The following is a 24,194-nucleotide window of genomic DNA, read 5'->3' on the forward strand; positions in this document are numbered from 1 at the left end:
TTTGACCGAGACCCGGACCCTTACTCTGAACGAAATCGAAGACCTGTCGTTTCGCGCGCTTGTTGCTGCGGGGACTTCACCGGAAAACGCCCGCCCGCTGGCGGTTGCGACCGCGGCAACCGAGGCGGACGGCGTGGCAAGCCATGGACTGGCCTATATCCCGATCTATTGTGAGCATGTCCAATGTGGCAAGGTCGACGGGCTTGCCAAACCGGTCATGACACGGCCCAAGCCAGGTGTAGTTACCGTAGATGCCGCAACCGGATTTGCCCATTCAGCCATCGATCTCGGGTATGAGACGCTGATCACCGCTGCGCGCGAACAGGGCGTTGCCGTGCTGAGCATCTGCAACAGCTATAACTGCGGCGTGCTGGGCTATCACACCTATCGTCTGGCACAGGCCGGGCTTGTCGGGCTTGGTTTTACCAACGCGCCAGCCTCGATCGCGCCATCGGGTGGCGCAAAGCCGGTTGTAGGGACCAACCCCTTTTCCGTTGCCGTACCCGGTACAGATGGGCAACCCGCCCTGCTGATCGATCAAAGCGCCAGCACAATCGCCAAGAGCGAGGTCATGAAACATGCCAGAGAAGGAAGGCCGATCCCCGTTGGGTGGGCATTGGACGCCGAGGGCAACCCGACCACTGATCCCAATGTGGGCCTCAAGGGCTCCATGGCACCTTCTGGTGGGTACAAGGGCGTCGGTGTGGCCCTTCTGACCGAAGTTATGGCGGCCGCTCTTACAGGGGCCACTCTGGGCATCAACGCCTCGCCCTTTTCAGGAACCGCTGGCGGCCCGCCCAAGACCGGACAGTTTTTCATTGCGATCGACCCTGTGGCGACATCGTCGTCGGGTGGCTTTGCTCAGGGCATCGAGGAACTCGTCGACGCCATTCGATCGCAAGACGATGCACATTTGCCTGGCGATGGCCGACGCGCAAAACGCGTCGCATCGGCCACACAAGGCGTGGCTGTAAATATTGCGACCCTTGAAAAGATCGAGGCCATCTTAGGATAAGCCGGTTTTCTTAGCCCGCAATCAGATTCTTTCTGGTTCGGGCACCCTTACCCAAACCTTCTGACCCAGCACCAATTTTCAGAACGGCTTCCAAGCCTTTAGCCAAAATTCGACCCGGACGCAGCAGGCTCATTTTTCGTATTTCATGCTTTAGCGCAGAAAAACCGGGTTGACTCAAATCGCACTCCATATTTAGTTCGGTAACAGAACGAATAAATGGAATCGACGTGGCAACGCAGACGAAAATCTCTCGACGAATGTCTCAAAGTGCGGTCGTTCAGGCGATTGCGACCTATGGGCCCATTTCGCGCGCCAGCGTGTCGAAGCTGACCGGTCTTTCGAAACAGACAATCTCGGAAATTGTCGGAAACCTAGAAAGCGATGGCTGGGTGCGGACAGTCGGTCAGACCGAGGGGCATGTCGGACGCCGCGCTGTGGTATATGAGATCGCTCCGGATGCGGCAACGGTCGCCAGCGTCGATCTGGGTGGAACAAAGATCAGGGTCGCACTATGCGATCTGACCGGTCGCGTTCTGGCCGAGCGCGTAGAGCCGACAGAACAAAGCGGCGGCAGACAAGTGGTCGATCAGGTTGCCCGTATGGTTCGCGCAACCGCAGACGACCCCCAATGCCCGTCAGGCGAATTGAAAATAGCTGTCGTCGGTGTCCCAGGCGTGCCGGACAGCAGGACCGGCGCGGTCCTGATGGCGCCTAACATAACCGGGCTGGATCAGATTGATCTTGCTGGCACTTTGAACGAACGGCTTGGGATAGAAATCCTTGTCGAAAATGACGTGAACCTTGCCGCTCTGGGCGAGCATTGGATGGATCATCGAAGCGACCAGGATGACCTGGTCTTCGTTTCCGTCGGAACCGGAATTGGTGCAGGAATCGTCGTCGGAGGTATTTTGCTGCGTGGCGCATCTGGTGCAGCTGGCGAAATAGGTTTTCTTCCCTTTGGTGCCGATCCCATTGCAAAGGAAAGCCATAAAATAGGCGCGCTAGAACGCGTAACCGCCACCGATGCAATCATCGGCGAATACAGGATGCTTACGGGCGAAACTTGCTCAGTTCCTGCGATCTTTGAGGCTGCCAATAACGGCGACAAAGCAGCCGAGCAAACGCTGGACAATGTCGCTTATCAGATCGCGCGGGCTTCGGCGTCGATTGTAGCGGTCCTTGATCCGTCCCTTATCGTGATGGGGGGCTCTATCGGCGCGCGTGACGAGTTGATGCACCGGATCAGACGCTTTGCCGCTCAGTGCTACCCCCGTGAAATAGAGATCCAGCCCTCAAAGCTGGGTCCGCATGCTGCCCTTGCCGGAGGTGTGTCTATAGCCCTGTCGCACCTACATATTTCTCTTTTCGCCGAGGGTCAGAAAGGTGCCGAGATCAACGTACCACCTCCAGCGCTCGATACCTTCAAGGCAAGTATGTCATGACCGCTATGGCTCTTTCAGAACGCTTGCGTCAAGAACAGGATGCTGATGCAGACCTGACTCTGTTGCGCAATGCCCTGTCCATCGAAAGCGTGACGGGCAATGAAACACGTTTTGCGCGTTTTCTGGACCAGCAACTTATGGCCCTGGGGCTGAATACCGGACGGAGCTGTTTCGCGGGTGAACGCGAAAATGTCTGGGGAATTGCTTCTGTGGAGGGACCCAACCTCATGATTTTGGGCCATACGGATACGGTGCATATCCGGGGCTGGGAGGAATATTGGGAAGACGATGCACGCAAAAATCCATTCGGCGCGACCGAAAAGGACGGGCACATCTGGTCACGTGGGGCAAGCGACCTCAAGGGTGGGATTTGCGCTGCGATTGCCGGGTATCGCCTGCTGCAAAAACTTGGCGCTATGCCTTCAGCCAGTCTGACCTTTGCCTTCATCGGTGACGAAGAAAGCGGTGAACCTGGCAGCGGCGTCAGCGCCGGGGCGAAAGATCTGGTTGGACGCATCAAATCCGCCGAGATCCCCCGTCCTGATTTCGCGATCTATGTCGAGCCAACGAGTTTGGACATTTATTCCGCCCAGATCGGGTTCTTTATCGCCGAGATCACGATAACTGGAAAAACAGCTTATTTCGGCCGACCCGAATTGGGGGTCGATGCATTGAAAGCAACGCATACGCTTCTGTCGAAAATCTGGGATCATGAAAAAGAACTGAACGCGGGCCCGCGTCATGACCTTGTCGGTGCCTCTTCTGTTCTGGTGACGCATATCGATGGCGGCGGGTTTATCGCAGTGCCCGGAGAATGCAGGCTCTCGCTGATCCGGAAACTTAGACCTGGCGAAATGCTTGATGTTGCAGTGGCAGCATTGGAATCAGCGCTTGGCCTGGATCACCTACCCACGGGCATAGAGGTGTGCATCGACTACCCAGCCGGTCGTGATCATCCCAAGGGCGGCTCACCAGTTGAAAACGACCCCGATACTGAGGCGGTTCGCCTGTTGCAGAACTGTGTACAGCAAACTCTGTCCCGAAAAGTAGAAATCGGCGGCGCGCCCTACTGGTCTGAGATGCCATTTTTAACAGAACAGATCGGCTGTCCAACCGTTTACTGCGCACCGGGGGATATCGCCGTGGCGCATACTTTTGAAGAACGAATTGAGGTCGAAGAATACCTCGCCGCCGTCCGGGCCTTTGCGCTTTTCATAGCGCAGTTCGGTGCGTCGGACACGCTCGCAATGCATCCAACCTGAGGAGGACAAACATGTCACTTGTTAGAAGCACATTTGCCGCTACCGCGATGTTCGCGCTGGCGGGCAGCTTATACGCCGAAACCATCGGTCCAGCGGGGGAAAGTGCCACCCCTTCATCAATGGTTGTTGTCGCTGATGATGATGTCGAAAAGGTGAAAGAGGCTGGATATTCCGCTGCTTTGCTGTGGCATGACCAATCCGACTTTGTGAATGCGGTAACAGCAGGTGCCAGCGATGAATTTGCGCGTCTGGGGATAGAGGTTGTTGCCGTGACAAGCGCAGGATTTGATGCTGCAAAACAACGTAGCGATATCGAGACGGTCATGGCCAAATCGCCCAATATCATTCTGTCGCTTCCTCTGGACCCGGTGACCTCTGCCGCAGCATTTGCAGAGGCAAAAGAGGCCGGAGTTGCCCTAAGTTTCCTCTCGAACCTGCCGGCCGGCTACAAGCACCCGGACGACTATGCGGCAATCGTGACGGATGACCTGTTTCAGATGGGCAAACAAGCGGCGGATGCGCTTGCGGCTGCCATGGGCAATGAAGGAACAGTTGGATGGATTTATCACGACGCAGATTATTATGTGACCAATCAACGCGACAACGCTTTCAAGACCACGATTGAGAACGACTATCCGAACATCACAATCGTTGCAGAACAAGGCATATCTGATCCTGCGCGCGCCGAAGAGATTGCCAATGCGATGCTGCTGAAAAACCCAGACCTGGGTGGAATCTACGTAACCTGGGCTGGTCCGGCAGAGGGTATTCTTGCAGCGCTGCGGACGAACGGAAACACCTCGACCAAGATCGTGACATTGGATCTGTCAGAGCCGATTGCCCTTGATATGGTTAAGGGTGGTAATGTCGCGGCGATTGTTGCCGATGAAGCCTATGAACTGGGGCGTGCAATGGCCGCCAGTGCCGTGCTCGACCTGCTGGGCGAGGACGTACCATCCTTTGTTGTAGCCCCTGCATTGACAGTGACAGCGGACAACGTTGCCGATGGATGGCAAAACTCGCTGAATATTGATGCACCAGCCAGTCTGACATCGAAGTAGAGACCTGATGGGCAGGTCGCCTCTGGCGACCTGCCGCAACCGGATATTCCCAGAGGCATCCATGGAACAGGCTTTTCAACGTATGCGCGACTTGGATCTACAGCGCTGCGTCATTTATTTCGGCTTTCTTGCGATCTTTCTGTTTTTTGGGATCACTCTCTACGATGACGGGTTTCTGACCAGTCGGAATCTGACAAATATCGTCCTTCAGACAGCCCCGGCCACGATCATGGCCATCGGATTGGTCTTTGCCCTGTCAGCCGGAGAGATCGACCTGAGTTTTGGCTCTGTCGTAGCTGTTGCAGCCCTCTCGGCAGCTGTTGCGATGCAGAACGGCCCAATGATCCTGGGTGTCGCAGCGGGGCTTGGCGCAGGCATTCTGATCGGCGCGTTCAATGGTGCATTGGTGGCCTATCTGCGGTTGCCATCATTTCTGGTGACCTTGGCCACCATGGGTTTATTTGCCGGAATTGCGCGTTCGATGACCGATCTGCGATCCATTCCTGTCGTTAACGGGACTTTCACCGGGGTCTTCGGCTCGGGCAAGCTGTTTGGTGTACCTTCACTTGTTATCTGGACCGTGATTGCAGTGCTGATTGGCCATGTCATCTACCGACACACACGTTTTGGCGCACACGTTCTGGCCGTTGGGGACAATGCCCGCGCAGCCCAAGTCTCTGGCATCAGGGTTCCCCGTATCCGGCTGATGGTTCTAACCTTGTGCGGTGCAACCGCTGGGCTGGCTGGTTTGCTCTATGCCGGGCGTATTCAAGCCGCCAAATATACAATGGGCGAAAGCGACCTGATGACGGTCATTGCCGCTGTCATCGTAGGTGGCACTGCGCTTAATGGCGGCAAGGGATCCATAATAGGTGCGCTTTTGGGCTCGCTCATGATGGGAATGCTGAATAACGGGCTGATCCTGATGGGGCTTCAGGTCTCGGACCAGATGATCGTACGCGGGCTGATCATACTGATCGCCGTAGCAATTTCACTCCGCGAAATCCGCCGATAGACACCGGAGCAACCCAATGTTTCTTGATCTTCTCATACGTCGCAACCCCAAGTTCATCGAGGCCGCCATGGCCTTGCATCAACAAGGGAAGATCCCCGCAAACGCCTATGTGCTTGACCTGGATGTCGTCGAACGCAACGCGCGCCTTTTCTCTGATGCGGCCCGTGGGCATGGCCTTACAACTTTTGCCATGACCAAACAGGTGGGCCGCCATTCCGGCTTTTGTCAGGCGGTCATGCGCGGTGGCATCAGCCGGTCCGTCGCCGTGGATATGGCCTGCGCCTTGGCATGTGACCGCGCTGGCTTAAGGACAGGTCATTTGGGTCACCTTGTACAGGTACCCCGCCAAGAAGCTTTCTTCGCCGCAGCCAAACTACGCCCGGACTATTGGACGGTATTCTCGGACAACAAGGCAAAAGAGGCGGCAGACGCCTCGGCTCGGGCCGAGAGAGAACAGGCACTGATGGCGCGCATCCAGACCGAAGGGGATACGTTCTATCGTGGCCACGAGGGAGGATTTGACGCGAATGATATCCTGGCGGTGGCCGACCGTTTGGATGCGCTGCAGGGCGGGCGCTTTGCAGGCATTACAACCTTTCCCGCCCTGCTTTTCGACCAGGATGCCCGCAAGGTTGTGCCGACCCCAAACCTCCACACGCTCAACATGGCTGCAGAAGCTCTGGCGCGTGCTGGGCGTACGGATATCGAAATCAATGCCCCCGGAACGACATCTTCAGCTGTTCTTCCAGCATTAGCCGAAGCCGGGGCCACGCAGGTTGAACCGGGCAATGGCCTACATGGCACGACGCCTCTCCATGCGGTAGAAGACCTTCCTGAGGATCCCGCCGTACTTTACCTTTCCGAGGTCTCGCACCATCACGGCGGGAAAGCCTATTGCTTTGGCGGCGGGCTCTATATCGATCCGGTTTTCCCGAAATACCAGGTTCGGGCGCTGGTCAGCAGCAGCCCGACAATCAGCCGGTCAGCCCTGCGAAATGTCGAAATTCCTGATTATTCCGCAATAGATTACTACGCCATGATCGACAGCGACAGCGATCAAAACCCCGCACCAGGCGACACGGTTGTCTTCGGTTTCCGTGGGCAGGCCTTTGTGACCCGCGCTTTGGTTGCCGGGATAAAAGGCGTAGACAGCGGAATGCCAGAGCTTACCTCAATCGAAAACGGCTTTGGCGACCACGTCAGCTGGCCGGGAGCCTTTGCGCAATGACTCCGGTTCTTTCCCTCAAGCAAATCCACAAATCTTTTGGCGGAGTGGTCGCGATCCAGAATTTTTCACTGGACCTCTACCCCGGTGAAATCGTGGCTCTGGTCGGTGATAATGGCGCGGGTAAATCCACGCTCGTCAAGATCATCTCTGGCGTGCATCGACCAACCAGCGGTGAGATCGCGCTTGACGGCGAAGAAGTCGGTTTTTCGGATGCAAGCGCGGCTCGATCACATGGTATTGAGGTGGTCTATCAGGACCTCGCATTGGCTGACGAACAGCCGGTTTATATGAACATGTTTCTGGGCCGCGAACTGACGCGCAAACCCTTTGGACTGCTGGATAAAGCACGCATGCGTGCCGAAACCCAAGGCCTTGTTGATCAGCTTGACGTGCGCATCCCCTCTGAGCGCGCAGCCATACGTGATTTGAGCGGAGGCCAAAGACAGGGCATTGCTATCGCGCGCGCAACCCATTGGGCCAGCAAATTGATCCTTCTGGATGAACCCACTGCAGCACTTGGCGTTGCAGAGACTGCGAAGGTTGAGGACCTTGTCGCGTCACTTAAGGATCGCAATCTGGCAATCTTGATCATCAGCCATTCCCTGGATCAGGTTTTTCGTCTTGCCGACCGCATCTGTATTTTACGCCGGGGTGAACAGATAGGCGTCAGGACAACTGCCGAGACCGACAAGAACGAAATTGTCGCCATGATCACCGGTGTTCATAGTTGATGGCGCAAAGCGCAGCCGTGTCCCCATCTTTACGAAGGGGCCCTTTGGCTCGATCGGATATGGCACTTATTGCTGCCCGATGATTTCGAAAGTATAATCTCGTCTCACCCCTGCCGGAGGTGGCGGGAAGGGTGCAGCCGCTTTCACCTGGGCAAGGGCGATCTGATCCAACCGCTTTGACCCTGAACTGCGTACTATTCCAACCGCCTGTAATGTCCCGTTCTCAGCTATTCGAAAGGCCACCAACGCGGCACCTCGAATATTGGCGCTCTTTCTCCGGGCGCGGATAATCTTGCGTTTAATCTGTCCGGCGTAGTTGCTGGCGTCGGCATTGCCGGATGCGGTCAGCGCTGACGTGGATGTAACAACCTTTGCCGCGCCTTTCGTGGTTTTCCCGGTGGCGTCGCCTTTTTTCCCCGATTGTTTCGCGTTGCCATGCGCGGTGGCAGTTTGATTGCTTGCCTGTTTCTTCGGTTCCGGCGGCTTGGCATCCTCGGTCGGCGACACCGAAGCAGCATCACCCTGTCTGTTCGGTGTTTCAGCGTCCTGAGGCCTGAGAGGGCTTGGCGCAACAGCGGTCGCGGCCGTAGCGCTGCTCACAACCGGGCTGAGAGTTTGCGGCGACGTTGTGCGCTGCTGCTTGACAGGGCGGGCCTTGGGTTGCAACCGATGAGGTGCTGCCGATTTCTTGCGCGTGCTGGCCGGTGCTGGTGCATTTGTTCCGGCGACGAAGTCCTTGAATACAGATCCCAGCGCGGCGGCCCTCTCTTCTCCGCCACCTTCGACCTGCACCTGTTCGGCGGTCGAATAATCCAAAAGCGCAAGGCCATGTGTCGCTACGGCCAATGCGACAGAAATCACAACTACCACGCGGGATTTGGTTATCACCGTAATCCCCTTTCGGTCACGACATAAACCTGACTTGCACCCAACCCGCGCAAATCATCGCTGATCTGTTTGAGCGCAACCGCAGGCAAGGATCGATCCGGCACGATCCGAACCGCATCAAGGGGCAGATCAACAGCCGCCCGCTCGACATAGGCCGCAGCATTGGTCAGCTCTGCCCCGCGATATTCAAGTGTGCCATCCGCACGGATAACCAATGCATCAGGTGGCTCGCGCCCCTCCAGATCCATGGTTTCGACAAGCTGAACCGATCCGTTGAGCGGCGGCGTAAGGGTGCCTGCGATCATGAAGAATATGAGCATCAGGAACACGACATTGATCAGCGCAATGGTTGGCTCTCGGCTTTGTCTGGGCTTCGATTTCAACTGCATCAGCCCAAAACCTGAGTGCGCAGGTTTTCGACAGGTGCCAGCACGATGAGCAGATCAATAAGCTGCTGAGAGGTTGCCCTCGGACCCAGGCTGATAAGCGCGATTTGGGATTTGGCGTCGAGCAGCATTGGGGCCACCTGCGCCAATGGTACAGGCGCACCATCGACCAGAATTCGGTCTGCATCCAGTTTAATAAACCGGATGGCTTGGTCTGGCTCCGCGCCGCCGACAGAGGCCGTCGAAAACTGAATCTCGGCGAATTTCGAGAATGTGGATGTCAGCATGAAAAACAACAGCAGCAAAAAGATGACATCTATAAGCGACGTCATTGACAGGCGTTTGCGCCGCTTTCTTTGCACATTAAGCGCCATGTACCAGCGCCGTAATTGACGCCCCTGCCGTTTGCTCGGCCTCCTCGGCATGGCCGGGGGCAAATATTGTTCTGAGCGCACGGTTGGTAAAGACGCGTTCTCGGTTCACGCGGGCCTCAAACCAGGTCAGGATCAGTGACGTCGGCATGGCTACGGCCAGCCCCGCTGCTGTTGTCATCAGCGCCACCCAGATGCCCCCAGCCAGCAGCGACGGGTCAACGGCGTTGCCCGCCCCCTGCAGAGTCTGGAAAGCTTCGATCATGCCCAGCACCGTGCCGAACAATCCGAGCAGGGGCGCAAGTTGCGAGACGATGTCCAGAACATTGAGGCCCTGTTCCAGCTGAGCAAATTGCGTCTCAGCCTCGGCATCGACCCGCTCGGACAAGGTGCGATCATTCCCGGACAATGCCATTGCGATCACCGGCGCCAGATAACTACGGCTTTTGTTCAGGTATGTTCTGGCGGCCGTGGGGTCTTCTCGGTCCCATGCGTCGATCGCCCTGGACAATTCGACGTGACGGCCGACCCCCGCCGCTTTGTATTGCCAGATTTTGTAAAAGACCAAGGCGAGAGTCGCGATTGAGGCTGCAATCAGGATCGCCACCACCGGGCCCCCTAATTGCAGGATTTCCATCAGTTTTTGCAGCATTTTGGACATGGCTTTATCCTATCATCTCAGTTTCAAGGCGGCTTTTTAGACTGAGGCCATTCATGCAGGCATCTTTGTTACCGCTCTGGGTCATGCATTCCTGCACGCCGTTGAACAGAATCCGGCTGATCTGGTCACAGGCCATGTCGGTGAATTGAAACTGCCTGACCCGTGGGCGGCCTGCGGGCAGTTCTTCGAAATCCAGCAGGGTAATTAACGCGACCGCACCGTTTTTGCCAAACAGGACGGTTTCATAGACCGCACCGTTGATGTCGACCTCATGCATGTTTTCGGCGACAAAGCTGAGCAGACAGTTTTGCCCCCTTGCTTCGGCAGAGCTGAGTTCGATTGATACGCCGCCAGTCTTGGGCACGTCTTCTGCGTTGGCGATCCCTGCCCCCAAGACTGAGAGCAGGGTCGACAGGACAGCGCTGGCTTTGTTTGCTGCCGCACTTCGCATAACGGGTCCTTTCCTTGGGATCAGAAGGTTTTGGCCAGGCCGAGCTTGAAGGTCCGGCCCGTCGAATTGCGGGTCGACAGGTTCGGGCGGTAGTCCTTATCAAGGATGTTCTCGATACCGGCGCGCAGCTCAAAGCCTTCAAACACACCATCTTGCGGCATGTAGGTCGCACGCAGAGAGTTTACTCCGTATCCCGCGGTCGCTTCTCCGCTCGAGTCCGTTCCGGCCCGGGCACCGAAGATTTCCCAGCTGACGTCCAACGTCTGACCGAACCGCTTGCCCAATGTCAGGCGCGCGGAATCCGACGGCTCATTCCGCCAACGCGAGTCATCGCCGGTGGCGCTGGTTTCCGTACCCGTCACGATGTTCGAGTTGAAATCGACGTAGAACCCACCCGCATTGGCATAAGAGGCTTCGATTTCGGCACCTTTCGTTTCCACTTCGGACAGGGGTTGAGACGGGGTGCCAGAGACGTAGGAGGTGATATCCCACAGGGTCGTTTGATAGAAATTGACCTTGGCGCGGATCACGTCGCCCTCGGCAAACACGTCACCGCGATCATAGGAAAAACCAGCTTCCCACGTGCGGGATCTCTCGGGTTGCGTCATGTAAAGCGGCGTGCCCAGATCATCGATGATCGGCAGGCTTTCCGTGTAGGCCGCACCACCAAAGATCGCGAAACCGCTGTTGAACGCGTACCGCGCCGACAACCCGCCCATAAGCGCGTTGTTGTCATAGCTTTCGTTGAACGGGGCCGCGGCGGCGTCATCACCGTCGATGTCCTGCATCTCATATCGCACCGCGGGGGTAATCGTCAGATTGTCACCGATCTGCACATCGTCCACAGCAAACAGGGCAAATCGACGGTCGGTTCCACCCGGGGCCGATGCCGCGTCCAACCGTTCGCGGTTGATGAATTCAATCCCAGCCCGCAGATCATGCGAGGCGATGCCGGTCTGGAAATACGACGTGTTCTTGATCGTCAGCTTTGTCGTTTCATAGTTATGTGTGGCATCTGCCAGGGCCTGAATGCCGGGGAAGAATGGCGTGCCTTCAAGGCTGGAAGACCCGGGAACATAGCTGCTTTCGATCGCCTGCTCAGAATAGCTGAGGTTCACATCCAGATCGACCAGATCATTTCCAGTGGGTTGATATTGATACCGCAGGATACCGATCTTTGTTTCGATATCACGGTCTACATTACCAAAGGCATCCGACGTGGTGCCAAACGAGTCATAAGGGACGTCGCGCTCTTCAGATGTGGACTGGTTGTAGGATGCGGTGAACGAATGTTCGAGATCGTTGCCGAAACTGTATTTGCCCTTAGCCAGAAGCGACGGCAGCGTGAACGCGCTGTTGCCGATCGTATTGCCGTTTCCATCCTCCTGATCGTCCTGATCGCGATAGGTGTAGTTGAACAGGAATTCCGTTTGGGTATTCGGCTGCCAAGCCAGGATAGAGGACGAGGCAAAACCGTTGCCGTTGGAATACCCTTCAAAGGTTTGACGGAAACGGAAACCCGGCTCTCCACCGGTGAAATCTGACGCGTCCTTGGTTTCCAGCTGAACGACACCACCAACAACCCCGGACCCATATTCGAATGACCCGACAGTGCCCCGAATGACCGAGACGCTTTTGTAAAGCTGGGGGTCAGTAAAAAGCTGGTTGCCGATCCGATACAGCTCTTCCGCGCCCGTTGTGGCGCCATCGACCAGGATCAGTACCTTCTGGTCGGTTCCGAACGTGCCGTTTGCACCATAGCCGCGAATATTGATGCCCGATCCCTGAGGGGTCGAGCCGTTCACCAGGCTTACCCCCGGAACCGAGTCGATCAGCTCAGCAACCGTATTGGCCTGCCGGTCGTTGATCTCTTCCTGATCAATATTTGTGACCGGCACGGCAGTGTCTGTCTGAATCTCTCGTTTGCTTTCCCCAAGTATCAGGGTGCCCAGGAAACCGTCATTCTGTTCTTGCGCCCTAGCGCCAGCCGCAATCATGCTGAGGCACGAAGCCGTTCCCAGCAAAGCTATCTTCCGTATTTGCACACGCATCTCTGTCCCTTCGAAACAGTAGGAGGACCTGAAATGCTTGCGCCATGCTGGCTTTGGTCAGTCTGTTTTATTGTTTTTTGGAGCCGCCTTTTTTTGGCGACTTGTGCTCGTTAATAAAGGTTACTAAAACAGTCAACAATAAATCGCAGTCGCATCGCCGACTCTCGCCAGCGGGCACCCGAACAATTCGGCTGCCGGGCCAGCACCTCTGAAAATCAACTCGAAGATGGGAAAACCCATGACGGAACAGGTGCCTAACACCCCGGCTCAAATTCGTGCAGCCTATGCGCAAAACAGCGGCAAACGTGACCGCGATCTGGCAGAATCGATTGGACTTACCGAAGGCCAGTTGGTCGCTGCCTTCGCCGGGAACGACGTTACACGGCTGACGACAAAACTTGATGACCTTTTTCCAAGGCTTAACGGTCTGGGAGAGGTTATGGCTTTGACGCGCAATTCCTCATGCGTGATCGAAAAGGTCGGACAATACGACAATTACCATTCGGGCGCGCATGCCTCGATGGTTCTGACGGATGAGATTGATCTGCGCATGTTTCCCAGCCACTGGGTCCATGCCTTTGCGATCGAACGCAAAACCGACAGCGGTGTGAAACGCTCGCTTCAAGTCTTTGATGCCGCAGGCGATGCGGTGCACAAGATATTCCTGCGCGAAAGATCGGATCTGGACCATTGGGATAAGCTTGTCAGCGCCCTTGCGTCTGAGGACCAATCGCAAACTCTTGATTTAGAACCGCGCCGACCGACCGAAGCGCCCAAGGCCAACCCCGAAAAGACGGAAATCCTACGTGCGGAATGGGCCAAGATGACGGGCACCCACCAGTTCATGCGCTTGACCTCAAAGCTCAAGATGAACCGATTGGGGGCCTATCGCATCGCCGGCCAACCGCTTGTCAGGGAACTGACGCCGTCGGTAATATCACCAATGTTCGAACAGGTGTGCGACAAGGAAATTGAGGTGATGATCTTTGTTGGCAATCGTGGATGTATCGAAATTCACGGTGGCCTTATCGGAACGATCAAGCAGATGGGACCCTGGTTCAATGTGCTTGACCCGCGTTTCAATCTGCATCTGAGGACGGACCATATTGCAGAGGTCTGGGCTGTCACCAAACCGACGCAGCGCGGCCCCGCCGTCTCTGTCGAGGCGTTCGATGCCGAAGGTGGGCTGATCTTCCAGATATTCGGTCTGCGCACTAGCGAAACCGACCATCGCCCGGTCTGGGACGCGCTGGTTGCCGAACTTGAACCACAACCCGAGGCCGCGCTGACATGAACAGGATGCGAGTGATCTGGCCTGCCTTGGCTATGCTGCTAAGTACACAGGTCGCGCAGGCTGCGGACGACGAACCAAAGCGGATCATCGCGATCGGCAGTTCCATCACTGAAATCGTCTACGCTCTGGGTCAGCAAGACAGGCTTGTTGGTCGCGACCGAACATCAACCTACCCGACAGAAGCGATGAACCTGCCCGATATCGGATACCGACGCGCGCTGTCGCCCGAAGGCGTTTTGTCGGTAGAACCAGACTTGATCCTGGCGCTTGAAGGTTCAGGACCACCAGAGGCGATTGCGGTTCTGCAGGAAGCGGGCGTGCAATACGTCACGATCAAGGATGAGTTCTCTCTGGAAGGCGTGGTCGAAAAAATCCAAACCGTTGGGGCCGTGCTGGGCGCTGACGTTGCTGCCGAGGGATTGGCAGCGCAAACCATACGCCAGATCAATCAGGCGGAATTGGCGGCTAGTAGTGCCGCAGGATCCAACCCGAAACGGGTTCTGTTTGTTCTGTCGGTGCAGGATAACCGGATCACAGTGGGAGGTGTGGATACCCAAGCAGACAGCATCATTCGATTGGCTGGCGGTGTAAATGCCGCCGCCAAAGTGTCAGGTTACAAGCCAATGACGCCTGAAGCGCTGGTGTCGGCTGCGCCTGATGTCATCCTTATGATGGATCGGCGGGGTGATCATAATACCGAGGATGCCGCGCTCTTTTCACTGCCCGCAGTCAAGCTGACCCCGGCGGGCCAGAACAAGATGCTGATCCGCATGCAGGGTGCATATCTTCTTGGGTTTGGACCTAGAACCGCCAGTGCCATTTCTGATCTGTCAGCAGCCCTGCAGGATGAAGGTGGCTCATGACGCTGACGTTGGATCATATGAGCGCCGAGGCACCTGGGTACAATCGGCGAGCAACCGCACGGCGGGTTACTTTGGCCTTACTGGTATTGCTTGGCCTGACCAGCGCCGCAAGCATTTCAGTCGGTGCTTCGGATGCGTCGTTAAACATGGCGGTGATCGACCTAATCAATGGGCGGTCCCTGTCTGACCTGAATCGGATTGTCCTTTGGGACATACGCTTGCCCCGGCTTGCCATGGGGATTCTGGTCGGTGCCGCGCTGGCTGTTTCAGGGGTGGTCATGCAAGGGCTTTTCCGAAACCCGTTGGCGGACCCCGGAATTGTCGGCGTCAGCGCGGGCGCAGGTCTGGGCGCAATTTCAGCCATCATCCTTGGCAGCCACTTGCCAGTGTCGGTTTTGGTCTGGACAGGAAACGGGTTAGTGGCCATTGCTGCTTTTCTTGGTGGCTGGGCGTCTGTTCTGATCCTATACCGTGTCTCGACCAGCGGGGGGCAGACTTCGGTCGCAACCATGCTACTGGCCGGCATTGCATTAGGTGCCTTATCCGGCGCCGCATCGGGTGTTCTGGTATACATGGCCGATGATCAGCAATTACGCGACCTGACGTTCTGGGGAATGGGATCGTTAGCTGGGGCAACCTGGACCAAAATCGCCTCGGCTGCGCCAATCATTTTGGTTGCCCTTGCAAGCACACAATTTCTGGCTCGCGCGCTTAACGGCCTGGCGATGGGAGAGGCTGTGGCCCATCACATGGGCATCCCGGTTCAGCGCAGCAAGAACATCGCCATTCTTGCAGTTTCCGGTGCAACAGGGGCCGCTGTTGCCGTGTCCGGCGGCATCGGATTCATCGGAATTGTGGTCCCCCATTTGCTACGTCTGGCAACCGGGCCGGACCACCACAGGCTTTTGATGAATTCCGCCCTGCTGGGTGCCAATCTGCTGCTATGCGCCGACATGATCAGCCGGGTCGTGGTGGCCCCGGCGGAACTGCCAATCGGGATCGTCACGGCAATTCTCGGCGCACCGGTCTTTCTTTGGATCCTCCTGCGCCGCCACGGCATTATGGGAATGTAAATCATGCAAGGTAAGAATATCTGCGTCAGTCTGGGCCGAAAGGACATCTTGCACGACGTGAATTTCAAGGCCGATCCCGGTCAGGTCACCGCAATCATCGGGCCCAACGGATCGGGCAAGTCGACCTTACTAAAGGCATTGGCCGGAGAGATTGCCTCGACCGGAACCATCACCCTGAATGGCCACGACATCTCAGAGTTAAAGCCCTGGCAACTGGCCGCAAAACGGGGCGTGCTGCCACAATCGACCAGCGTGGCCTTTCCTTTCAAAGTGCACGAGATTGTCAGACTGGGGCTGGCAAACGGGTTGGCCGCACAAGATGACAGTTCGGTCACTACCGCCCTGGCACATGTCGACTTAGCCGGGTTCGAGCAGAGGTCTTACCAGACCCTGTCCGGGGGTGAACAGCAGCGCGTACAGTTAGCCCGTGTTATGACGCAGGTCTGGCAGGCACAACGGGCCGATCATCCCAGTTGGCTTTTACTGGACGAACCGGTTGCCAGCCTGGATATCGCGCATCAATTTACGGTCCTTGGTATCGCAAGCGATTTTGCCGCCCAAGGTGGAGGTGTGGTGGTGGTGATGCACGATCTGAACCTCACCGCGCTATTTGCAGACTGTGTTTACGTGATGTCACAGGGCACTGTCTGGGGCTCTGGTACACCTTCAAATATCCTCACCGACGACCTGATGCAGCAAGTTTACGGCATCAACCTACCGATCGGCATTGTGCCGACCGGCCCGCTTCCTTTTGTACTGCCTCAGGCAATGCACAAATGCATCGAGGCTTGATGTTGTGCAAACAGATACGTTGCCTCAGACAGCGCGGGTCAATCCCCCATCAACGCGCAAGTTTTGACCCGTCATATAGCCACCGCCTTCAGACGCCAGCCATGAGACAAGCGAAGAGACCTCCGCAGCATGACCGTAACGTCCCATCGGAATCCGGGCTTTGCGGTCTTCTGTTTCGGGCAAGCTGTCGATGAAACCCGGCAGGATGTTATTCATGCGAATATTCTCTGCGGCATATTTATCGGAATAGAGTTTGGTAAAGGCGGCCAATCCTGCCCGGAAGACGCCTGATGTTGGAAACAGCGGATCGGGCTCGAACGCCGCGAAAGTAGAGATGTTGATAATCACCCCCCTGCCCTGTTGCTGCATCAAGGGTGTCACCAGCCGTGTTGGGCGGATCACATTCATCAGATAGACTTCCATCCCTTGATGCCAGTCATCGTCACCGATCTCTAATACAGGCCCTTTCGGGCCATGACCGGCGGAATTGACCAAGACATCGACGCGGCCCCAACGCTCCGTCGCGCCCGTGACCAAAGCAGTCAGATCGTCACCACTGAGGTTAGAACCAGTGACGCCAAAACCACCCAGCTCGGCGCCGAGTGCTTCGCCTTTACCCGAAGAAGAGAGGATGCCGACTTTGAAGCCATCTTTGGCAAGCCGGCGCGCCGCGTCAGCCCCCATGCCACTCCCGCCCGCGGTAATCAAAGCTACTTTTTCTACTGCCATCTGACGATTCCCCTTATGTATTCTGCGAAAATATCCTGTTTCGATGGGTCATTCGATTGAGATTTGATGTTTCATTACAGTAGAAATACTATTGTCTCATGGCTGATCTTCCTCCCCTCAACGGTTTACGGGCATTCGAAGTCTCTGGGCGCCGCCTCAGTTTCCGCGCCGCTGCCGATGAGTTGGGCGTAACACAAGGGGCGGTGGCGCAGCAGGTGCGACTGCTGGAAGCTCACCTAGAAGTCACATTGTTCGAAAGGGTGCCCAAAGGATTGGAGTTCACCTCGGTTGGCCGTAGCTATCACGCACGTATATCGGTTGCCTTTGCGAGCCTTAGATCTGCAACCGCCGAGCTAAAGCCGGAACCGGACAAGGTTATAATAAGCGTCACCCCGACTTTTGCTGCCAGATGGTTGATCCCGAATCTGCCGGACTTTGCTGAGAGCCATCCGGAAATCGACTTGCGGATCATGGCCACTGAAAAAGTCTCCAGCTTTCACAGCGACGGGATCGACCTTGCCGTCCGGCAGGGATCGCCGCCGTTTGGCGCCGCGCTTCGGGCGGCGCTTATTTTCAGACAAGAGGTGATTGCCGTAGCCGCACCCGAGTTTATCAGCGACGCATTCGATTCGTTAACACCAGATGACCTTGCAAGCCTGCCCAAAATTCATGACACGCATGACCTTTGGCCGCGATACCTTGCAGACCTAGGGGTTCGTGACAAATCGCAACGCGGCCTTCGATTAAGCCAGACAGCGCTTGCAGTTGACGCTGCCATCGCGCGACAGGGTGTGGCCCTTGTCAGCCGTTTCATGGTTTCCCGAGATCTTGAGGCAGGACGCCTGGTAGAGGTTGGTGCGGCAAGAGACATCGGTGGTAGCGATTTTTACCTCCTCATAGAGCGTTCGGCCGCAAACCAACACGCGGTGATGCAAGTCGTAAACTGGCTAAAATCGCGGTCGGCAAAAGAAACGTGATCGGCTTTCGATTCCTGCAAAGCGCACGCATGCGCGTCTGAAATGGATGGTTGCTTAGGTTTCCCAACGCTTCCCAATTCAGGGTCTTTGCACTCTCGAACCTGCGGGCAAACACCTCGGGCCGCTGGCGCAGTCGAACACAGCGTCCGGGGCAAAATAATTCGTAGCGGCATCCGGATTGTTTGCGTTAGAGGCGTTACCGACGGCATTCACATTTGTTCCGTTGCTTCAGGTCAGTTTCGTCCGACCAACCTGAGCAAGTGCACTGGACAACTCTTCGCTGAGGATGTTCCACAGTCTATGCAAACCTTCTTCGCCGGCCGCGGCGATGGCAAATTGCAATACGCGGCCAAAGAACACATAATTTGCACTTTGATCGAGGGCTTTCAGAACGTCTTCGCCAGATCGTAAGCCACTGTCGTAAAATAGCGGAAAATCCGCACCAACGCTGTCTCGTATCCGGCCCAGCGCGTGAACGGCAGCGGGTGCGCTTTCAAGTTGCCGTGCGCCATGATTTGACACTTGAATGGCGTCAACGCCTTCGGATTTCAGCTGCAGCGCATCCTCGGCGTTGGTCACGCCTTTTACTACCAGGTTGCCCTGCCACAAATCGCGCAGAGCCTTCAATGTTGTCCAAGTCGCCCTCGCGCGGCTTTCGGTGCGGTCGAACTCAAAGCCCGGCATCTCGAAATTTGCCATCTGCGGACGACCTGCGGCAAGTGACATAAGCGACCATTGCGGGTGCAGGGCAAAGTCCAGAAATTGGCGGGGTCCGATACGGAATGGCATGGTAAAACCATGGCGCAACTCACGCGGTCGGCGACCAACCTCGGGCACGTCAACCGTGACGATCAGGGTGTCGTAACCGGCATCTTGCGCACGCTTTGCCAGCTTGAATGACCCCGTTCCGTCCCCGCTGAAATAAAGCTGGAACCACGCGTGCCCTTCGGCAACCTCGATCATTTTTTCCAGCGGGGTTGAGGCCACGGTCGAGACCCCCAAAGGCACGGATTCGCGCGCGGCCAACCGCGCTAGCATCAGATCGGCACCAGGTCTGGACAGGTTGCACATCCCCATCGGCGCAATGCCAAAGGGCCGCTTGGCAATCTTGCCAAACAGCGGCATGTCCAAAGACCGATGGCTGACATCTTTCAGTATCCGGGGTTCAAGGCAAATGCCATCCAGAGCAGCGCGGTTACGCGCAGCCCCCGTTTCTGACCCTGCGGCCCCATCGATATAGTCAAACACCATCCAAGGCAGACGTGCCTTGGCCAAACGCCGCGCATCCTCACTGGAATGAATTCGCGCGGCGCGGTTCATCAACCAGCCACTGCTTTCATAAAGCGATCCTTGATGATCACCGGGTCCATCGTGATGACCGGCATCTTGGCATTTCCACTGTCGCACTTCACGATCATGACGGTGCCAACCTGCGCGTCCATCGCCTCTTGCAATGCTTTCCCGGTATCAACATCCTGCACTTCAACGACATTGTCACATCCGGCCGCACGCGCCATGCCCGCCAAGTCGGTCTTGCGCCCGGTATAGGTCGGCTGATCACCGGTTGATCCATATGATCCATTGTCGATGATCATCAGGATAAAGTTCGGAGGCATATTGTTCCCGATGGTCGGTAAAGTGCCCAGATTGGTCAACACCGACCCGTCGCCATCAATGGAGATCACGGTTTTAGGCTGCGCCAGCGCCAAACCCAGCCCGATGGACGAGGCAAGGCCCATCGTGCCCAGCATGTAGAAATTCGTTGGTTGATCGTCGATGGCATGCAGTTCTTGGCTGGGGATGCCAATGTTGCAGACCACTAGTTGATCACGAAGTTGAGGTGCAATTTCCTTGAGGATTTCAGAACGGATCATTGGTCGCCATAGCCTCCCCAGAAATTGGCATCGGTCAGGATTGCCACGGGTTTGTTGCACATAAAGGTATACTTCAGGATCATATCGAGCTCTTCCACATCCTTCTGGTGATGGAAGTGGTAGGTGGGGATATTCATCTGCGCCAGCAGCGCCTTGGTATGCACCGCCATTTCCACCTGGCAAGCCACGGGCTCACGCAGCTCTCCGCGGTAGCTGATCAACATCGGCAGCGGCATCCGGTAATACTGGATCAACGTCGCAAGAGTGTTGATCGTCACCCCAATGGCTGTGTTCTGCATGATGATCGCAGGGCGTTTTCCACCCATCCACGCACCGGCACACAGGCCCATGCCCTCGTCTTCCTTGTTCGACGGAATATGGAAGATATCGGGGTGTTGGTCTATTTCCTCGATAACGCCCGCAAGCTGTTTGCAGGGCACCGTCGTCACGAACGAGATGTCATTCGCGACAAGATCATCGGTGATCTTCTTGTCTATGTTCATGTTGCAGAAGGGCCTTTCTTGAAAGGAGAGGAGAGCGTCATCAAGAGGACGCGCGATGCACATGGACGGCACAGCCTGCGTGCCGCACGACGCGAGCAGCTGTGGAGCCCAGGAAATAATCTCTCAGACCAGGTTTGTGGGATCCAAGCACGATGCAGTCGATGCCATGCGCCTCGGAATAGTCGATGATAGTGCGGGCCGAATGTCCTTTTACAATCACAGGCGTGACACCGGGATGTCCAGACAATTTGCCCTCAAGATCAGCACGCGCTTTTTCAAACCCGGCGGCAACCATCTCTTCGTCCAGATACGCACTAACAGAGCCTTGGGGCGCCTCATGAACGTGAAGGGCGAAGATCTGGGCATCCTTTGCACGCAGCGCGTTGGCTATCTCAAGTGTATGAGTCGACACGCCATGGTCCAGCGCCATCGGGACGAGGATTTTATGGTACATGAAGTGTCTCCATTTAGTTGGTGATCATAAGTGTCAGGCCCACGGGTCGAGGATGATCTTGGGGACTGCAACCACTCCCGATCGTAGATCGGCAAATGCCTGCGGTCCATCATTCAGGCTGCGATGTTCTGCCCAGTCTAGCGGGCCAAGCGCACCATCGAAAAGCGCGGTGCAGGTATCCCGGAAGTCCTCCGGTGTGTAGGTATAGGTTCCAATGAACGTCACCTCTTGCAAGGTCATCCGCCGGATATCGAGGCCACCCGTGTCTTCGCCCAGGCCGATGTGGACAATGACACCCCCCGGTTCAGCCATGGCAGAAGCTGCCGCGCGTGTTGCCGCGTATCCGACGGCGTCGACCACGATGCCGTACTGCCCTGCCCCTGCGGGTACAGATTTCACTAGGCATTGATCTTCCAGGAATGTGCGTCGCTTGTCGCTTGGTTCAGCAACAGTTACGTCATCGACCCCCTGCGCCTTGAGGGCAAGGGCCGCGGCAAGACCAATAGCCCCGCCCCCCAGTACAAGCGCGGTGCGGCTGGCACCCGGATCAAGCGCCGTCAGCCCCAACCGTATGGAATGCCAACTGACGGCCAGAGGTTCGGCCAGTGCAGCCTTTTGCAACGGAACATGATCCGGCACCACGATAAGATTGCTGCCTTGCATTGCCACATATTGAGCAAAGGCCCCTTCGCGCGGCGGCATAGAGATGATCATACGGTCCGGGCACAGGTTATCTCGGCCGGTCCGACATGCGGGACAAGTGCCACAGCTGACCAGCGGATTGATCGTGACCCGTTCGCCGTCACGCGCGCCGCCCTCAATCACACCCGCAGCCTCATGGCCCAGAATCAAGGGCGCAGGACGCCTGTCGTCATGGCCGAGGTAGGCGTGCATGTCCGACCCGCAGATGCCCGAGGCCTCGATACGAACCAGCGACTGGCCCTGGCCGACCGTCGGGTTGGGGACTTCGCGCACACCAAGCGTTTCGACACCTTCGTAGACCAACGCTTTCATTTTGCTGTGAACCCTCCGTCGACCATCAAGGTTTGTCCGGTCACGTAACCGGACGCGTCCGAGCAGAGAAACAGCACGGGGCCGTCCATGTCTTCCAAACGGCCATTGCGTCCGATGCAGGTCTGGACGGCATTGCGCGTGGCTCGGTTCGGATCGGCAAAGACGGCCTCGGTCAGTTCTGTCGGAAAAAACCCAGGCCCAATCGCATTGGCTGTGATGCCATAGGTCGACCACGCCTCGGCCATAGCGCGGGTCAGTTGGGCAATGCCCGCCTTGGTCGTCCCATAGGCGATGCCACCGGGAAAAGCGCGCGTGGTTTGGAGCGAGGCAAAATTCACGATCCGCCCCCACCCCTTGGCCTTCATCGCGGGCACCAGTGCCTGGCTCAGAAAAAACGGAGCCGAGATGTTCAGCGCCACGGTCTGATCCCAGCCTTCCGGGGTCACGTCATCCGCCGTCTGACGGATGTTGATGCCAGCGGCGTGCACAATGATGTCTGGCGCTCCGAACGGTGCGCTGACCGCTTCTACCAAGTGTGAGAGTGCATCACGGTCGGCGACATCCGCTGCAACGTAACCCACATCTTTGCCGACCTCGTTTTGCAAGCGCTGCAGGGCGTCCTCGCGCCGGGCTACGCCCACCACGCGGGCCCCGGCGCTTGCCAGTGCGATGACCGCACGCCGCCCGAGGCCGGAGCTGGCGCCGGTTACACAGGCCACGCGGCCAGTCAGGTCAAACAGAGATCTTGGATCAGCCATTTGCGGTCAGGTCGAATGCTTCATCCGGGAAATACTTGGCCAGACGAACATCCGCAGCACGGGCGTGCCCCTCCATCCCTTCAAGGCGGGAAATGCGCGCTGTGGCTTCGGCCACCTGCTTGGCACCTTCGCGTGTGGCGCGCTGCCAAGTGACGATCTTCATGTATTTATGGACCGACAAACCGCCAGTATAGTTGGCGGCCCCTGACGTTGGCAGCACATGATTGGTACCCGTCGCTTTGTCACCATAGGAAACGGTCGTCTCTTCCCCAAGGAACAGCGAGCCGTAACATGTGAGCCGCTCAAGCCACCAATCCAGATCTTCGGCCTGCACTGTCAGGTGTTCGGGCGCGTAATCATCGGAGCAAACAGCCATTTCTTCGCGATCTGAGCATACGATCACTTCGGCATAGTCACGCCAAGCGGCAAAGGCGTTGTCGCGGTTCACCTCGGGCAGATCATCAATCAGGGCAGGCACAAGCTCCATCACCTTTTCGGCCAACACCCGGTCATCTGTGACCAGCCAAACAGGCGAGTTGTAGCCATGTTCGGCCTGACTTACCAAATCCGTTGCCACGATATGCGGATCAGCTGTTGCATCTGCAAGGATCAAACTGTCCGTTGGGCCCGCGATCATGTCGATCCCGACACGGCCAAAAAGAATGCGCTTGGCTTCTGCAACAAACTGATTGCCGGGGCCCACGAGGATGTTGGCCTTGGGCAGGCCAAACAGTCCGAACGTCATTGCAGCCACACCCTGAACGCCACCAAGTGCCATAATCTTGTCCGCGCCACACAGGTTCGCGGCATAAATGATGGCCGGGGCAACTCCTACACCGGGACGGGGTGGCGAACAGGCGGTTATGTGGCGACAACCTGCAACTTTGGCCGTTGTCACAGTCATGATGGCCGAAGCAATGTGGCTATAGCGACCGCCGGGCACATAACAGCCCGCCGCATCAACAGGGATAGCCTTTTGCCCCGCAATCATGCCCGGTACGATTTCAACCTCGACATCGGATACTGTGGCCTTTTGCGCCTCGGCAAACCGTTTGACGTTGTCATGCGCAAACCGGATGTCCGCTTTCAGCCTCTCCGGCACAAGCGCTCCTGCCGCCTCGATTTCTTCGGCAGTCAAAAGGACATTGCCCTCGTACTGATCGAACTTGGCGGCGTATTCCATAGCCTTTGCATCTCCGCCTGCCTCAATATCAGCCAGAATTGTCCTGACCGTCTCGTGGACTTCGGAAGCATCCGATTTAGCGGTTAGGGTCGCTTTTTTCAGGTATTCACGTTTCATC

Annotated in this window: 26 protein-coding genes; 12 read left to right on the forward strand and 14 right to left on the reverse strand. The window is 56.8% G+C overall.

Annotated features, from left to right (window positions below):
• The first annotated feature begins 1 nt into the window (after position 1).
• From AC2FIZ_RS12025 to AC2FIZ_RS12055, 7 genes are all read left to right on the forward strand, one after another.
• Positions 2–1,015 (forward strand): Ldh family oxidoreductase, encoded by a 1,014-nt coding sequence (locus tag AC2FIZ_RS12025; RefSeq protein ID WP_281973183.1) that lies wholly within the window; start codon positions 2–4, stop codon positions 1,013–1,015.
• A 257-nt stretch (positions 1,016–1,272) separates the two neighbouring features.
• On the forward strand, positions 1,273–2,457 hold the full coding sequence (locus tag AC2FIZ_RS12030; protein ID WP_496791067.1) for an ROK family transcriptional regulator: 1,185 nt from the start codon (positions 1,273–1,275) through the stop codon (positions 2,455–2,457).
• On the forward strand, positions 2,454–3,719 hold the full coding sequence (locus AC2FIZ_RS12035) for a M20 family metallopeptidase (protein ID WP_281995500.1): 1,266 nt from the start codon (positions 2,454–2,456) through the stop codon (positions 3,717–3,719). Before AC2FIZ_RS12030 ends, AC2FIZ_RS12035 begins: the two co-directional genes overlap by 4 nt.
• 11 nt (positions 3,720–3,730) lie before the next feature.
• Complete coding sequence (locus AC2FIZ_RS12040) at positions 3,731–4,780, forward strand: substrate-binding domain-containing protein (RefSeq protein WP_271949970.1); 1,050 nt, start codon at positions 3,731–3,733, stop codon at positions 4,778–4,780.
• Between the two features lie 61 nt (positions 4,781–4,841).
• The gene (locus tag AC2FIZ_RS12045) at positions 4,842–5,795 is read left to right on the forward strand and encodes an ABC transporter permease (RefSeq protein ID WP_282022025.1); all 954 of its coding nucleotides are present in this window, start codon (positions 4,842–4,844) and stop codon (positions 5,793–5,795) included.
• A 16-nt stretch (positions 5,796–5,811) separates the two neighbouring features.
• Positions 5,812–7,023: an alanine racemase gene (locus AC2FIZ_RS12050; protein ID WP_496791069.1), complete on the forward strand. Its 1,212-nt coding sequence runs from the start codon at positions 5,812–5,814 to the stop codon at positions 7,021–7,023.
• Entirely contained in the window at positions 7,020–7,754 is a 735-nt protein-coding gene (locus AC2FIZ_RS12055) for an ATP-binding cassette domain-containing protein (protein WP_496791071.1), read from the forward strand. Before AC2FIZ_RS12050 ends, AC2FIZ_RS12055 begins: the two co-directional genes overlap by 4 nt.
• 66 nt (positions 7,755–7,820) lie before the next feature.
• Here the strand turns inward: AC2FIZ_RS12055 and AC2FIZ_RS12060 are convergent, their stop codons facing one another.
• The 6 genes from AC2FIZ_RS12060 to AC2FIZ_RS12085 are packed head-to-tail and all read right to left on the reverse strand — an operon-like array spanning position 7,821 to position 12,562.
• A complete protein-coding gene (locus AC2FIZ_RS12060; RefSeq protein ID WP_496791072.1) occupies positions 7,821–8,642 on the reverse strand; it encodes an energy transducer TonB in 822 nt (273 codons plus the stop codon).
• Positions 8,639–9,031 (reverse strand): ExbD/TolR family protein, encoded by a 393-nt coding sequence (locus tag AC2FIZ_RS12065; RefSeq protein ID WP_142637739.1) that lies wholly within the window; start codon positions 9,029–9,031, stop codon positions 8,639–8,641. Before AC2FIZ_RS12065 ends, AC2FIZ_RS12060 begins: the two co-directional genes overlap by 4 nt.
• Positions 9,031–9,360, reverse strand: coding sequence for a biopolymer transporter ExbD (locus tag AC2FIZ_RS12070; RefSeq protein ID WP_425595599.1), 330 nt, complete (start codon positions 9,358–9,360; stop codon positions 9,031–9,033). Before AC2FIZ_RS12070 ends, AC2FIZ_RS12065 begins: the two co-directional genes overlap by 1 nt.
• 31 nt (positions 9,361–9,391) lie before the next feature.
• On the reverse strand, positions 9,392–10,060 hold the full coding sequence (locus AC2FIZ_RS12075) for a MotA/TolQ/ExbB proton channel family protein (protein WP_281973190.1): 669 nt from the start codon (positions 10,058–10,060) through the stop codon (positions 9,392–9,394).
• A gap of 4 nt (positions 10,061–10,064) precedes the next feature.
• Positions 10,065–10,511, reverse strand: coding sequence for a hypothetical protein (locus tag AC2FIZ_RS12080; RefSeq protein WP_281973191.1), 447 nt, complete (start codon positions 10,509–10,511; stop codon positions 10,065–10,067).
• A 20-nt stretch (positions 10,512–10,531) separates the two neighbouring features.
• Positions 10,532–12,562, reverse strand: a complete 2,031-nt coding sequence (locus tag AC2FIZ_RS12085) for a TonB-dependent receptor domain-containing protein (protein WP_281973192.1) — start codon at positions 12,560–12,562, stop codon at positions 10,532–10,534.
• Positions 12,563–12,800: 238 nt separating this feature from the next.
• On the opposite strand from AC2FIZ_RS12085, the gene AC2FIZ_RS12090 reads away from it, so the two are divergent.
• Genes AC2FIZ_RS12090 through AC2FIZ_RS12105 form a run of 4 tightly spaced genes read left to right on the forward strand, consistent with a single transcriptional unit; the run spans position 12,801 to position 16,584 of the window.
• Positions 12,801–13,856 (forward strand): hemin-degrading factor, encoded by a 1,056-nt coding sequence (locus tag AC2FIZ_RS12090; RefSeq protein WP_496791092.1) that lies wholly within the window; start codon positions 12,801–12,803, stop codon positions 13,854–13,856.
• The gene (locus AC2FIZ_RS12095) at positions 13,853–14,719 is read left to right on the forward strand and encodes a heme/hemin ABC transporter substrate-binding protein (protein ID WP_496791073.1); all 867 of its coding nucleotides are present in this window, start codon (positions 13,853–13,855) and stop codon (positions 14,717–14,719) included. The genes AC2FIZ_RS12090 and AC2FIZ_RS12095 overlap by 4 nt, the downstream gene beginning before the upstream one ends.
• Positions 14,716–15,792 carry a FecCD family ABC transporter permease gene (locus AC2FIZ_RS12100; protein WP_281973194.1) on the forward strand — a complete coding sequence of 359 codons (1,077 nt, stop codon included), beginning with the start codon at positions 14,716–14,718 and terminating at the stop codon, positions 15,790–15,792. Before AC2FIZ_RS12095 ends, AC2FIZ_RS12100 begins: the two co-directional genes overlap by 4 nt.
• A 3-nt stretch (positions 15,793–15,795) precedes the next feature.
• On the forward strand, positions 15,796–16,584 hold the full coding sequence (locus tag AC2FIZ_RS12105; RefSeq protein ID WP_281973195.1) for a heme ABC transporter ATP-binding protein: 789 nt from the start codon (positions 15,796–15,798) through the stop codon (positions 16,582–16,584).
• Positions 16,585–16,608: 24 nt separating this feature from the next.
• On the opposite strand, the gene AC2FIZ_RS12110 is transcribed toward AC2FIZ_RS12105, so the two are convergent.
• Entirely contained in the window at positions 16,609–17,313 is a 705-nt protein-coding gene (locus AC2FIZ_RS12110; protein WP_281973196.1) for an SDR family oxidoreductase, read from the reverse strand.
• 98 nt (positions 17,314–17,411) lie between these two features.
• Between AC2FIZ_RS12110 and AC2FIZ_RS12115 the strand changes: the two genes are divergently transcribed.
• Positions 17,412–18,290 carry a LysR substrate-binding domain-containing protein gene (locus AC2FIZ_RS12115; protein WP_281973197.1) on the forward strand — a complete coding sequence of 293 codons (879 nt, stop codon included), beginning with the start codon at positions 17,412–17,414 and terminating at the stop codon, positions 18,288–18,290.
• Positions 18,291–18,518: 228 nt separating this feature from the next.
• On the opposite strand, the gene AC2FIZ_RS12120 is transcribed toward AC2FIZ_RS12115, so the two are convergent.
• Genes AC2FIZ_RS12120 through hisD form a run of 7 tightly spaced genes read right to left on the reverse strand, consistent with a single transcriptional unit; the run spans position 18,519 to position 24,193 of the window.
• Entirely contained in the window at positions 18,519–19,610 is a 1,092-nt protein-coding gene (locus tag AC2FIZ_RS12120; RefSeq protein WP_281973198.1) for an alpha-hydroxy acid oxidase, read from the reverse strand.
• Positions 19,610–20,164, reverse strand: a complete 555-nt coding sequence (gene comE / locus AC2FIZ_RS12125) for a sulfopyruvate decarboxylase subunit beta (RefSeq protein WP_142637717.1) — start codon at positions 20,162–20,164, stop codon at positions 19,610–19,612. Before comE ends, AC2FIZ_RS12120 begins: the two co-directional genes overlap by 1 nt.
• The gene (comD, locus tag AC2FIZ_RS12130; protein WP_142637714.1) at positions 20,161–20,667 is read right to left on the reverse strand and encodes a sulfopyruvate decarboxylase subunit alpha; all 507 of its coding nucleotides are present in this window, start codon (positions 20,665–20,667) and stop codon (positions 20,161–20,163) included. Before comD ends, comE begins: the two co-directional genes overlap by 4 nt.
• 40 nt (positions 20,668–20,707) lie before the next feature.
• Positions 20,708–21,121, reverse strand: a complete 414-nt coding sequence (locus tag AC2FIZ_RS12135) for a universal stress protein (protein WP_281973199.1) — start codon at positions 21,119–21,121, stop codon at positions 20,708–20,710.
• A gap of 33 nt (positions 21,122–21,154) precedes the next feature.
• Positions 21,155–22,135, reverse strand: coding sequence for a zinc-dependent alcohol dehydrogenase (locus AC2FIZ_RS12140; RefSeq protein ID WP_281973200.1), 981 nt, complete (start codon positions 22,133–22,135; stop codon positions 21,155–21,157).
• A complete protein-coding gene (locus AC2FIZ_RS12145; protein WP_496791075.1) occupies positions 22,132–22,893 on the reverse strand; it encodes an SDR family NAD(P)-dependent oxidoreductase in 762 nt (253 codons plus the stop codon). Before AC2FIZ_RS12145 ends, AC2FIZ_RS12140 begins: the two co-directional genes overlap by 4 nt.
• The gene (gene hisD / locus AC2FIZ_RS12150) at positions 22,886–24,193 is read right to left on the reverse strand and encodes a histidinol dehydrogenase (RefSeq protein ID WP_142637705.1); all 1,308 of its coding nucleotides are present in this window, start codon (positions 24,191–24,193) and stop codon (positions 22,886–22,888) included. Before hisD ends, AC2FIZ_RS12145 begins: the two co-directional genes overlap by 8 nt.
• Position 24,194: the final 1 nt, after the last annotated feature.

Source organism: Ruegeria sp. CDSB022 (assembly GCF_059611145.1).